This window comes from Dorea sp. BIOML-A1, assembly GCF_009875615.1.
Taxonomy (GTDB): Bacteria; Bacillota; Clostridia; order Lachnospirales; family Lachnospiraceae; genus Dorea_A; species Dorea_A amylophila.
Genome location: NZ_WWSA01000015.1, coordinates 1 through 12030 on the forward strand (window position 1 = coordinate 1; position 12030 = coordinate 12030).

Consider the following 12030-nt stretch of genomic DNA (forward strand, 5'->3'; position numbering starts at 1 on the left):
ATATCGCCAGCCATAGCATGGCTGACGATACAAAAATTTATTATTTTTTATTGTCCTCTTGACGGGGAGCATACCACAGGCTGGGGCGGTTATTTTTGTGGTTTATGATTATCTTTGCCTAATGTATATCCGATACTAAAGCAGGTTAAGCCGAAGCTCACTACTGCTATGAAGTCCACAATACTCATTGGCTTAGCCCTCCTTTCCAGCGGATTCCCTTTCGGGTTTCTATGTAATCAGAGGGTCACAGTCCCTCTGTTGAAGGACTAACCGCCTACCGTTATGGTAGCATCCATGTTCTGATTATAACAATAAAAAATAATGGGTGCAATAAGAAAATGGCAGAGGAAGTAGTAGGCGTTGATGACAAAGCATTTAGAATAAGATTTCCGGTGCCAAAACGGTGCCAAGAAATCAGGCAAATAAAAATAGAGTATGTAAATCAGCCATTTTTCACTGTATTTTGGATAGAAAAACATAAAAAATGCAGGGTAAAACGGGATTAAAGTATCGTGAGGGTGGATGTACTGTAGGATCAGGACGTGTTGCTACAATCATCGAGTAATTATAATCTGTTATCAGAATATTAACTCAAATATATACCCCAGAGGATAAAACCTCTGGGGTTTTTGCTATACCTAAATATACAAGAGAACTTGCCAGACTTTAGAAAGAAATGACCAGTGAAAGTTTGGGCGATGGACACAATAATCTTGAAGAAAATAATTCAATTATGTATACTTGAAAATATAAAAAAAATTAAGAGGAGAGCAGTATGCAAAATCCGGAAATAGTAATTATAGGAGCAGCAATTATTGATGTTCTGGCATATCCTGTAAACGCGAAGGTATTTGAAGCGGGATCGTATTCAACAGAAGATATACATATGTCGACGGGCGCAGATGCATTAAATGAAGCCACTATACTTGCCAAAAAAGGGTGGAGAGTTCAGCTGGAAACGGTGATAGGTCAGGATGATGCGGGAAAATTCATACAAACTCATTGCGATGATGCAGGGATCATTGTACGGGATGCGTGCATCAAAAAAGAAGAAAAGACGGGAATGAATATTGTTCTTGTGGAGCAAGATGGAACAAGAAGTTTTTTAACGAATCCGCATGGTACACTTCGAAGTTTGAAAGTAGAACATATCCAGATGCCATTTCCTGAGAGTGCAAAAATCATATGCTTTGCGAGCATATTTGTATTTCCAAAGATTGATCCTGATAAATTGGTGCAAATATTCTCACAGGCAAAAATGCAGGGGAAAATTGTCTGTTCGGATATGACAAAGCGTAAAAAGGGCGAGACGCTGGAAGATATGGCAGAAGCTTTTTCGTATATTGATTATCTGTTTCCAAATGATGAAGAGGCGATGCTTCTGACGGAAACGGAATCAGTCGAAGAAGCAGCAGAATGCATAAAATCCACAGGTGTGGGAAATGTGATCATAAAATGTGGAAAGCGTGGATGCTATATTCGGACAGATGTGGAAAATTGCTGGATAGCTGCGGAAGAAAATGTAAAGTGTATTGATACAACCGGAGCCGGAGACAGCTTTGCGGCGGGATTTTTGAATGCATTGCTGAATGGAAAAGGCCTGAAAGAATGTGCAAAAGAGGGAAACCGATATGGCGCAGAGGCGGTTCAGCATATTGGAGCGACTACATGGCTGAGGTAATGTGGTTGAAATAGAATGCTGAATAATAGATTCTGAAAGTTGAACCAGTTGTAACATTCGAAAGATATTATACAGATGACGTATTCAAATATATCGGAGTTCCGCTAGATGAGATTGGCTATAACCAGCCGGCGGGGGTAAAATATCCGACAGAGAATCCGTGGGGATAATAATGGACAGGTAATAAGTAATAGATGGGACTGTTTTTTCAGTCCCAAAAGTGATTATGGAGGTAAATGATGCTATACATAGGTGTAGATCTTGGAACATCAGCAGTAAAACTTCTGGTGATGGATGAGACAGGAGATATTAAAAAGATTGTTTCGAAAGAATATCCGCTCTTCTTCCCACATCCGGGATGGTCAGAGCAGAAACCGGAAGACTGGTTTGAAAAATCAATGGAAGGGATCAAAGAACTGACTGCTGAGTGTGATAAGTCACAGGTAGCAGGAATCAGTTTTGGAGGCCAGATGCATGGTCTGGTTGCTTTGGATAAAGATGATAATGTTATTCGTCCGGCAATTCTCTGGAATGACGGAAGAACAGGGGAAGAGACAGAGTACCTGAATGAAGTGATTGGAAAAGATAAGCTATCAGAATATACGGCAAATATTGCATTTGCAGGATTTACTGCACCGAAGATTCTCTGGATGAAAAAGCATGAGCCGGAGAATTTTGAAAAGATTGCAAAGATTATGCTGCCGAAAGATTATCTGGCGTATAAACTTTCAGGATCTTTCTGTACTGATGTATCGGATGCATCAGGAATGCTTCTTATGGATGTGAAGAATCGCAGCTGGTCAAAAGAGATGATGGATATCTGTGGAATTACAGAAGATAAACTGCCAAAATTATATGAAAGTTATGAAGTAGTTGGAACTCTGAAAAAAGAAATTGCAGATGAACTTGGATTTGCAGAGAATGTAAAAGTAATTGCAGGAGCCGGAGATAATGCAGCAGCAGCGGTAGGAACAGGGACAGTGGGAGACGGAATGTGTAACATTTCCCTCGGAACATCCGGGACTATCTTTATATCAAGCAACAAGTTTGGAGTAGATGAGAATAATGCACTGCATTCATTTGCACATGCAGATGGTCATTATCATCTGATGGGATGTATGTTAAGTGCGGCATCATGTAATAAATGGTGGAATGAAGAAATTTTAAAGACTAAGGATTTTGCTGCAGAACAGGCCGGAATTACAAAGCTTGGCGAGAATCGTGTATTCTATCTCCCATATCTGATGGGGGAAAGATCGCCTCATAATAATCCGGATGCAAGAGCGATGTTTATCGGAATGTCGATGGATACGACCCGTGAAGATATGACTCAGGCGGTGCTGGAAGGTGTAGCGTTTGGACTTCGTGATTCTCTGGAAGTTGCAAGGAGTCTTGGGATTCAAATTGAGAGAACCAAGATTTGTGGTGGTGGAGCCAAGAGTCCACTTTGGAAGAAGATGATTGCCAATATCATGAACCTGAAGGTTGATGTAGTTGAAAATGAAGAAGGACCGGCACTTGGCGGAGCAATGCTGGCAGCAGTTGGCTGTGGTGAATATCCGGATGTAGAGACGGCAGCAGCAAAGATTGTAAAAGTAGTAGATACAGTGGGGCCGGATGAGGAGCTGACAGCAAAATATGAAGAACGTTATCAGCAGTTCAGAAAGCTCTATCCAACTGTGAAATGCTTATATGAAAAAGGCTGATTTTTTCAGAAAAATGAATTTTGTCATATAAAAACATATATTTCATATGATTCCACAAATAAAAACAGTCAGGCTGGTGATGTCGAACTCGTAGAATACGGAAAGTCCAAGGTTGATATAGGATTTCCAGTATTTAACTATGCCATGGGATACGATGTGAATAACCGGGAACCTCTGTTCTGTGAAAAATATCCGGGTAGTATTGTAGATATATCGCAGCTCAAATTGATGTTGAATAAGGCACAGGGATATGGATATAAGAAAGTTGGTTTTATTTTGGATCGCGGATATTTTTCGAAACAGAACATTGAGCATATGGATAAATGTGGATATAGCTTTATTATTATGGTAAAGGGAATGGCAGATTTGGTATCAGAACTGATTCTGAGTAATAAAGGTAGTTTTGAAAACAAGCGAAATTGTGACATGGATGGATTTGGCGTTTATGGAAAAACTGTAAAAGGAAGACTGTATGAAGCAGATTGAAAAGAGCGATATTTTCATATATATCACAGCATATCGAAGGAAGCCTCTGAAAGGATACGATTTGAAGACAAGCTAAAGAACATGAAAACATATATGATGAATCATCGAGATGAGGAATTCACCTTCGGTCCTATGTATAAAAAATACTTCTATCTGCATTATGAGAAGGAAAACAAAATCTTCCTATTGCCGGAAGAAAACACACAGGTCACAGAAAGAGAACTGAATCTGTGTGGGTAGATTGAATAAAAAACCGAATTATATGACAGTGCCAGCCACCATAAAAGAACTGAAAAAAGTATGATGAAGCAACCGATAAACTAAAGAGTCTGTTGGAGAAAAAGAAAGCACTGCAGACAGAAGGGCTGATGAATGCAGTCATGAAGAGCAGTCGCTCCTATGAGGAGATTCTTAGATACATTCAGTCAGATTCATTTGAAGAGCAGGAATTATAATCTACAGAAAGTCTCCGATTTCAGTGCTTCGTGTTGAAAACCGGAGACTTTTAGGTTTAAAATTTCTGGAAGTTCACATTGCAATAGCTCCCCTTTCTGCGAATATGCATGAAAAAATAATACTGCAATTACTAAATTCTATAAAAATAATAGGAAAGGATTAGAATTTAACGCATTTGCAGGTCTTTCATGGCAAGGTGATATGCACCCTGTGCGGCAATCGGTATTTCTTCAGAGTTATCCAGCACGATATTATGGAACGCAGGATCATCTTTTAACAGATCATAAAGTGCATGACTGAAAGCACCGTTTCCATGGATGACAATACGTACATTCATGGTATCTTCAAAAAAAGCTGCATTGTGAAGGGCAGAGAGATCACTTTCCAATACAACTCCGAGAACATAGTTCTGCAGATTATATTTTGACTGTTTACCAAACCGATCAAAAAGTCGTGTGAGGAAGAGTGCACGTCCAATCCCTTCTTTGCGATGCATTTCACAGCCATACTGTATCATCTCCAGATTGTAGTGTTCCATTGTCGGAAATCCATGATCGACAGAACTGGATACAATGGTATCATTGACAATCGAATTTAATAATTCTCCGGAGAGTGTGGTGCTTGTAGCTAGTATTGTAGAGCTTTCGTCTACAAAAACGTACTTATTATGTGAGCCAGGCAGAATATAGATAGTATTCTGACCGGCACCATACCGTTCGATCAAGGCATAAGTTTCTGTTTCTTCGCCTCGCATAATGTCAAATCTGCGCAGAGAATCAAGAGATTCAGAATTGGAAAGTGTATTTTTTATGCCGGGAATCAGAACGATCTCTTTTGAGAATACTTCCGGCAGATGTACACGGATCAGATGCTCCTGATAATTTTTCATGCAAACAGGAGCAGTAAGATGTGGCACTTCAAGGATGCCAAGGTCGCTGGTTAGCATTCCGGACATATAGACTCCTTGGATAGCATTATCGGAAACTGCACATTCAGTAAGCATGCTTTCAATCATATTGTGAATTGCTTTTTTCCATGCTTGGCTGCTGCCATTTATCGCAGATGTTTTGGCACCGATTGCTTGTGAGCGTTGTGTAAGGATTTGTCCATTGGCAGTCCAAAGATAAGTTCTGGTATTACTTGTTCCACCGTCTACGGTTATTATATAATTCATGATTTATCCTCCGTGATAATGAGTATACTGCTGTTATAATGTTTAATGTGAAATGGCAGCAGAGTATCTATGTGCGATTTCCGTTAATTCACTGTATTTTTCTTCATTAGCTAATTTGGAAAATTCTCCGGCAATGCCGTAAAAATCTGCACCGGATTTTTGCCATACAGTTATATTTTCAAGATTCACTCCTCCGGTTGGTCCTATAAGCGCCTGTGGAATCGGAGCTTTTATGGCTTTAATAGAATCCAGGCCAAGGATAGAAGCCGGGAATAGTTTGATCATATTTACCCCAAGTTCTAAAGCAGTAATGATTTCTGTCGGAGTCATACAGCCGCAGATGACCGGTTTCTGGTATCGGTTAGCACATTTTATAACACCTTCATTGAGTGTAGGAGTAACAATATACTGTGCGCCATGCTGAATTGCATTTAGACAGGATGCTTCATCAAGTACAGTACCGGCTCCGATCAGCAGATCAGATACATTTTGATAGTGAGAAATAACCTGAAGTGCTCCGGGAGTATTCAGGGTCACTTCAATTGCCTGGATACCGCCTTTTTTTAATGCTTCAATTCCTTTTTGCGCTTTTTGCGGAGAATCTAAGCGTAAGATGGCGATGATCTTATTCTCCAACAGTTGATTTAAGATAGATACATAATTCATTTATAGCACCTCGAATGTTTGCAAATAATAATTAGTTCCTATATAGGAACTATAACACTGGAAAGGAATGGTGACAATTCTCAATTGATAACAAAAAAACTTGCCTGAATTTGGTAATATTGTATAGAGCATTCATTTTGGATATGGTAAAATGAGTGTAAATGAAAGAGAGGAAGCTATTATGCAAGAAGAGAAAATGCACCGATCGACCTATCGGGTTTTGAAAATATTTGAGCTTTTATCTGCAACTTCGGAAGGAATGTCACTGACCGGTCTGGCACAGAGACTGGAGATTCCAAAGGGAAGTCTTCATCCAATCTTAAAGACCATGCAGGCAATGAATTTTATCAGAATGAATGATAATGGGAATTATACAATTGGACAGGCAGCATATTTTGCTGGTTCTTCTTACACGAAGAATTCCGATCTGTTACAGGAAATAGATTATGTTTTGAAGAATTTGTCATCTGCGGTTAATCAGACTGCATATTTTTCGGTATTATCCGGTGGTGAGGTTTTATATCTTTTGGAAGAAAGAGTACCGACGCCCATCACGATCCAGGCAAAAAGAGGATACAAATATCCGGCATATGCAACAGGTATTGGAAAAGCCCTGCTTAGCGGAAAGACAGAAAAAGACATTAAAACATTATATCCGGAAGGGCTATATAAATTGACAGAATATACGATTGATGATTTTGACACACTTTTCTCACAGATGGAAGAGACGCAAAAATCAGGCTATTCATTTGAAAAAGAGGAATCGAATAAAGATGTGCAGTGTATTGCAGTTCCTGTAAAATACAAAGAAAATGTAATTGCAGGGATGAGTGTGGCTGTTCCGGTGTTTTACTATTCAGAAGAATTTGAAAAAAAAGCAATGGAAGAACTGAAAAAAGCAAGGCAACATATCGAGAAACTGATTCAGGATAACACAAGGGAGTGGGTATATTCACCATTGGAAACAGAAGCATAAATGGCATGACCGGGAGGTGTTGTGATGAAACAAAAAAATGGGATGCCTCTGGCGCAAGCAGCGGCAGAAGATATCATTGAGATGATCCGAACCAATCATATGAAGCCTGGAGACCGTCTGGAGAATGAATATGAACTGGCAAAAAAACTAAATGTCGGAAGAAGTACGGTCAGAGAAGCGGTAAAAAGCCTTGAAACAAGAAATATACTGACGATAAAAAGAGGAGCGGGAACCTTTATTTCGCAAAATGAAGGTGTAGCGGTAGATCCGCTTGGAATTTCCCTGATGGGAAAGGATGAAGAGATGGCATTAGAACTTCTGGATGTGCGTATGATACTGGAGCCCGAAAGTGCAGCACTGGCAGCAATTCATGCAGATAAGAACGAGATTGCGGAGATATCCAGACAGAACCGGAAAGTGATCGGAATGATCAGACAGGGATTGAATCATCATGAAGAGGATGCACGATTTCATCAGCTGATTGCAGAGGCGACAAAGAACCGGATCATAGCGAAGCTTGTGCCGATTATTCAGCAGTCAGTAGGACTGACAGTCGAGATGACGAGTAAACGCCTGACAGAGACAACGGTGAGTTTTCATGAACAGATTGTCGAAGCTATAACAAGAGGAGATGCGAACGGAGCAAGAAGTGCGATGATAGCACATATCAGCGAAAACAGGATTTATATCATAAAAGAAATCGAACGAAAGCGACGTTTTGAGTAGAAAAATATGTAAAAAAGTAGCGAAAAATAAGGATGTCAGACAAGTTTTTTAAATAAAAATCAAGAGGAAATGCCTTAAAATCAAGGTTTTTTGGCAATTGGTTCTTGATTTTTTTTTGACAAAAATTAAGACATCAGATGTATTTAAGGCGTTAAATTGTATATAATTAACAAGTGTGCACAAAATAAATGGTGCAAACGGAGAAAAAAATATACAATATTGCCAAAGTTGTAAGACGCATATATAATAAAACCATAAAGATTAATCAGACAATTACAAGGAAAATGGAGGAGAGCAAATGAAAGCATTAGTATATGCTGGACCTAAGCGGGTAGAAGTTCAAGAGGTAAAAGAACCTGAAAAGCAGGACGGGAAAGTGAAATTAAATATCAGATATTGCGGAGTCTGTGGATCAGATATTGGTATTTATCTTGGAACACATCCAAGAGCAAAAGCACCATTGATTCTGGGACATGAATTTTTGGGGATTGTTGCAGAAGAAGGAAAGAAATTCAAAAAAGGTGACAGAGTTGTCCCTTATCCGTTACTTTCCTGTGGACACTGTCTTGCATGCAGAAGTGGAAATGAACATGTATGTAATACACTGGGACTGATCGGGATTGATACAGACGGTGGGATGTGTCAGACCGTATACACAGATGAGGATGTGCTGTTTAAGGTTCCGGATGGGGTCAGTGATAAAGCGGCAGCAGTGATTGAGCCTCTTGCAGTACTTGTCCACGCAATTCACATGTCAGGATTTGAGGCACTGGACACAGCAGTGGTAGTTGGAGCCGGACCAATTGGAATGTTATGTGGAATCATGTTAAAACATGCAGGGGCATCAAAGATATTTATTTCCGATGTTGTTGAAAAAAGGCTTGAAATTGCAGAAGAACTTGGATTTATACCAGTGAATCCGGCAAAAGAAAATCTGGAAAAAGTTGTAAAGGATGCAACAAACGGTGAGGGATGCGATACATTCTTTGAATGTAGCGGCGCGGCAGTGCCGGCAATGCAGATGACAGATATTACAAGAGTCCGCGGAAAAATCTGTATCGTATCAGTACATAAAAAACCACACGAAGTGAACTTAAGAGATGTGAACTTCAAAGAGCAGACAGTGGTTGGAACAAGAGTATATACGAAAGAAGAATTTGGAAGAGCTGCAGAACTTACAAAAGAATTAGAAACAGAACTTGAAAAAATTGTAACACATGTTGTTCCACTGAAAGAAAGTGACAAAGTATTCGATATGATAGCAGATCCAGAATGTGGAACGATCAAGATTGTAGTTGACTGTGAAAATGTATAAGGAGGGAATGGCAGATGTCCAGTAAGACAAAGTCAGTAACAGCGGTATTAATCGTACTTGCACTGGTTGCCGGAGTTGGAATGACAAAGGCAGGCAGTAAATATAAAACGCAGGATAAGGTGAATCTTATTTTTGCAAATGTAACATCAAATTCAGCAAAAAAAGCAGGAGAAAAATTTAAAGAACTTGTAGAAGAATATTCAGACGGAGATATCAAAGTAGATCTGTTCCAGGACAATCAGCTTGGTGATGACAAGACAGCAGCTGAAGGTGTACAGAATGGAGATATTGATATTGCAGTATCTTCCAGCAGTAGTTTATCAACATTATACAAAGATTATTACATTTACGATACACCATATTTGTTCTTGAATTCACAGGAAGTATATGATGTGGGATTTGATGGAAAAGCGGCACAGGAAATGTTAAAGGGTGTAAGCAAAGTTGGATTGAAGCATATGGCAATGTGGGAAAACGGATTCCGTAATTACACGAATAATGATCATGCGATTGAGACACCGGCAGACTGTAAAGGACAGAAAATCCGTACAATGGAAAATCCAATTCATTTGAAAGCATGGAAATCCATCGGAGCAAACCCAACACCAATGGCATTTTCAGAGTTATTTACAGCTATGCAACAGGGAACTGTAGATGGAGAAGAAAACCCAATCGGAATTATCTATAGTAACCGCTTTTATGAGGTTCAGAAATACATTTCACTGACACAGCATGTATATACACCTTATGTAGTAGTTATGAATCCGGACAAATATGATTCTTTGACAGATGAACAGCAGGAAATTATTGATAAAGCAATGAAAGAAGCATCAGCATATCAGCTGGAAGTATCTGCAAAAGATGAAGAAGAAGGAATCAAGGAAATGGAAAAATATGGATGCGAAGTGAATACATTGACGGACGATCAGAAAAAAGAATTCCAGAAGCTCATTGAAGATGCAGATGTATTCAGTCTGGCAAAGAGTTCCATGGAACATCCGGAATATTTCGATAAAATTCAGAAAGAATTGACCCAGTATCGTGAGGAGGGAAAATAATGAAAAAAATATTAAAATTCTTGAATGATTATCTGGAAGAAACAATCTGTATCATCCTGATGTCGGTTATGACAATCATCATATTCATTCAGGTTATTATGAGATATGTAATGCATAATTCGCTTTCATGGTCGGAAGAACTTGCAAGATATTGTTTCGTTTGGCTGATCTACATAGGTGTGGCTTATGGATGTAAACTGATGAAACATATAAAAATTGATGCGGCATTAAAGTTGTTCCCGGAAAAAATAAGACCGTATATTACAATTGTTGGCGAACTTCTGGTACTTGCATTTGCAGCATACATCGTTGTGACAGGTGTAGAACTTACATATAAACAATGGCTGTTCGGAAAAGTGTCACCAGCCTTGGGAGTTCCATTGCAGTATATCAACGCAGCACCGGTTGTCGGATTTGGTTTGGTTGTAATCAGACAGATTCAGACAATCTGGTATTTGGCAGGAAAACTGCCGGAAAAAAACGGGGGTGAAAAATAGTGGTTGCAGCAGTTTTATTTATCGCATTAGTTGTTACTTTAGTTTTAAATATGCCGGTTGGAATTGCAATTGGAGTATCTTCTCTTTGTGCAATTTTGGCAGACGGACGTATCAGTTCCTTATACATTGTACAGCAGTTGGTTACAAGTGCTGATTCCTTTCCGCTGATGGCAATTCCGTTATTTATTCTCGCAGGAGAACTGATGGGTGCAGGTGGTGTATCCAAGCGTCTGTTGAATGTATGTAACGTATTTTTGGGAAGATTCACAGGTGGACTTGCGACAGTAACTATTGTGTTATGTATGTTCTTCGCAGCAGTTTCCGGATCTGGTCCGGCAACCGTTGCAGCAATTGGTTCCATGGTAATTCCGACCATGCTGGATAAGGGCTACAGTAAGAGCTTTACTCTGGCATTGATTGCTACGGCAGGTAGTATCGGAGTTATCATTCCGCCAAGTATCCCGATGGTAATTTATGGAGTATCTACAAGTACTTCCATCAGTTCTTTGTTTATGGCAGGTTTCCTTCCGGGTATTTTAATCGGTTTTTCTCTGATTGTTGTTTCTTATCTGTATTGTAAGAAACAGGGATGGAAAGGTGATGAAAGAAAATATACGGCAAAAGAAAAACTTGCAGCAATCTGGGATGCAAAATGGGCATTATTAAATCCAATTATCATTCTTGGTGGAATTTATGCAGGAATTTTCACACCGACAGAGGCAGCAGCTGTTGCAGCAGTATATGCATTTATCTGCGGAGCCTTTATTTACAGAGAGTTTAATATCAAAGAAATGTTTGCAACAATTGGAAATGCATGTAATACAACAGGAACAACCATGGTAATCATTGGATGTGCTACTGCATTTACAAAGATACTTACCATTGAAAAAATCCCGGGAGCAATCACAAATGGAATTATCAACTTTACAGATAATAAAATCCTGATCTTATTGCTGATCAACGTATTACTGTTGATTGTTGGATGCTTCATGGATACGACGCCTGCAATGATGGTTTTGGCGCCGATCCTGTTACCGATCGCAATGCAGTTTGGAGTAGATCCAATCCACTTTGGTATCGTAATGGTTGTCAATCTGGCAATCGGATTCATTACACCACCTCTTGGAATCAACCTGTTTGTTGCGTCGAGGGTTGGACGGAGTGATCTGGAAACTGTATGCTCCGGAATTATAAAATTTATTTTGGTAATGGTTGTGGATTTATTACTGATTACATTTATCCCGGCAATCAGTATGACACTTCCGAATATATTCATGAAGTAACGAGGA

Annotated in this window: 13 protein-coding genes; 11 read left to right on the forward strand and 2 right to left on the reverse strand. The window is 39.4% G+C overall.

From position 1 onward, the window contains the following. Nucleotides 1-338 precede the first annotated feature (338 nt). From GT508_RS07500 to GT508_RS14800, 5 genes are all read left to right on the forward strand, one after another. Entirely contained in the window at nucleotides 339-506 is a 168-nt protein-coding gene (locus tag GT508_RS07500; RefSeq protein ID WP_161143911.1) for a hypothetical protein, read from the forward strand. A 269-nt stretch (nucleotides 507-775) separates the two neighbouring features. Beyond that, nucleotides 776-1681: a carbohydrate kinase family protein gene (locus tag GT508_RS07505; protein WP_161143912.1), complete on the forward strand. Its 906-nt coding sequence runs from the start codon at nucleotides 776-778 to the stop codon at nucleotides 1679-1681. 239 nt (nucleotides 1682-1920) lie between these two features. Next, nucleotides 1921-3387 carry a xylulokinase gene (gene xylB, locus GT508_RS07510; RefSeq protein WP_138376134.1) on the forward strand — a complete coding sequence of 489 codons (1467 nt, stop codon included), beginning with the start codon at nucleotides 1921-1923 and terminating at the stop codon, nucleotides 3385-3387. A gap of 117 nt (nucleotides 3388-3504) precedes the next feature. Further along, nucleotides 3505-3873: a transposase gene (locus tag GT508_RS07515; protein ID WP_226851069.1), complete on the forward strand. Its 369-nt coding sequence runs from the start codon at nucleotides 3505-3507 to the stop codon at nucleotides 3871-3873. A gap of 332 nt (nucleotides 3874-4205) precedes the next feature. Continuing rightward, entirely contained in the window at nucleotides 4206-4328 is a 123-nt protein-coding gene (locus GT508_RS14800) for a hypothetical protein (protein WP_264292344.1), read from the forward strand. 167 nt (nucleotides 4329-4495) lie between these two features. Here the strand turns inward: GT508_RS14800 and GT508_RS07520 are convergent, their stop codons facing one another. Together GT508_RS07520 and eda are read right to left on the reverse strand one after the other, a co-directional pair. Next, complete coding sequence (locus tag GT508_RS07520) at nucleotides 4496-5503, reverse strand: 2-dehydro-3-deoxygalactonokinase (protein ID WP_138376111.1); 1008 nt, start codon at nucleotides 5501-5503, stop codon at nucleotides 4496-4498. A gap of 42 nt (nucleotides 5504-5545) precedes the next feature. After that, nucleotides 5546-6169: a bifunctional 4-hydroxy-2-oxoglutarate aldolase/2-dehydro-3-deoxy-phosphogluconate aldolase gene (eda, locus tag GT508_RS07525; protein WP_161143914.1), complete on the reverse strand. Its 624-nt coding sequence runs from the start codon at nucleotides 6167-6169 to the stop codon at nucleotides 5546-5548. Nucleotides 6170-6350: 181 nt separating this feature from the next. Here eda and GT508_RS07530 point away from each other — a divergent pair, with 181 nt between their 5' ends. From GT508_RS07530 to GT508_RS07555, 6 genes are all read left to right on the forward strand, one after another. Then, nucleotides 6351-7145, forward strand: a complete 795-nt coding sequence (locus GT508_RS07530) for an IclR family transcriptional regulator (protein ID WP_161143915.1) — start codon at nucleotides 6351-6353, stop codon at nucleotides 7143-7145. A 24-nt stretch (nucleotides 7146-7169) separates the two neighbouring features. Next, a complete protein-coding gene (locus GT508_RS07535) occupies nucleotides 7170-7871 on the forward strand; it encodes a FadR/GntR family transcriptional regulator (protein ID WP_161143916.1) in 702 nt (233 codons plus the stop codon). A 298-nt stretch (nucleotides 7872-8169) separates the two neighbouring features. Further along, the gene (locus tag GT508_RS07540; protein ID WP_161143917.1) at nucleotides 8170-9186 is read left to right on the forward strand and encodes a zinc-dependent alcohol dehydrogenase; all 1017 of its coding nucleotides are present in this window, start codon (nucleotides 8170-8172) and stop codon (nucleotides 9184-9186) included. Nucleotides 9187-9200: 14 nt separating this feature from the next. Further along, complete coding sequence (locus tag GT508_RS07545) at nucleotides 9201-10244, forward strand: DctP family TRAP transporter solute-binding subunit (protein WP_243144093.1); 1044 nt, start codon at nucleotides 9201-9203, stop codon at nucleotides 10242-10244. Then, the gene (locus tag GT508_RS07550; RefSeq protein ID WP_161143918.1) at nucleotides 10244-10741 is read left to right on the forward strand and encodes a TRAP transporter small permease; all 498 of its coding nucleotides are present in this window, start codon (nucleotides 10244-10246) and stop codon (nucleotides 10739-10741) included. The genes GT508_RS07545 and GT508_RS07550 overlap by 1 nt, the downstream gene beginning before the upstream one ends. Continuing rightward, a complete protein-coding gene (locus GT508_RS07555) occupies nucleotides 10741-12024 on the forward strand; it encodes a TRAP transporter large permease (RefSeq protein WP_161143919.1) in 1284 nt (427 codons plus the stop codon). Before GT508_RS07550 ends, GT508_RS07555 begins: the two co-directional genes overlap by 1 nt. Nucleotides 12025-12030 lie beyond the last annotated feature (6 nt).

Excerpts from the sequence above, each read along its gene's own strand:
- GT508_RS07505 (WP_161143912.1), top strand. The coding sequence starts at position 776 with ATGCAAAATCCGGAAATAGTAATTATAGGAGCAGCAATTATTGATGTT.
- GT508_RS07520 (WP_138376111.1), bottom strand. The coding sequence starts at position 5,503 with ATGAATTATATAATAACCGTAGACGGTGGAACAAGTAATACCAGAACT.
- eda (WP_161143914.1), bottom strand. The coding sequence starts at position 6,169 with ATGAATTATGTATCTATCTTAAATCAACTGTTGGAGAATAAGATCATC.
- GT508_RS07530 (WP_161143915.1), top strand. The coding sequence starts at position 6,351 with ATGCAAGAAGAGAAAATGCACCGATCGACCTATCGGGTTTTGAAAATA.
- GT508_RS07500 (WP_161143911.1), top strand. The coding sequence starts at position 339 with ATGGCAGAGGAAGTAGTAGGCGTTGATGACAAAGCATTTAGAATAAGA.
- xylB (WP_138376134.1), top strand. The coding sequence starts at position 1,921 with ATGCTATACATAGGTGTAGATCTTGGAACATCAGCAGTAAAACTTCTG.
- GT508_RS07535 (WP_161143916.1), top strand. The coding sequence starts at position 7,170 with ATGAAACAAAAAAATGGGATGCCTCTGGCGCAAGCAGCGGCAGAAGAT.
- GT508_RS07545 (WP_243144093.1), top strand. The coding sequence starts at position 9,201 with ATGTCCAGTAAGACAAAGTCAGTAACAGCGGTATTAATCGTACTTGCA.
- GT508_RS07540 (WP_161143917.1), top strand. The coding sequence starts at position 8,170 with ATGAAAGCATTAGTATATGCTGGACCTAAGCGGGTAGAAGTTCAAGAG.
- GT508_RS07550 (WP_161143918.1), top strand. The coding sequence starts at position 10,244 with ATGAAAAAAATATTAAAATTCTTGAATGATTATCTGGAAGAAACAATC.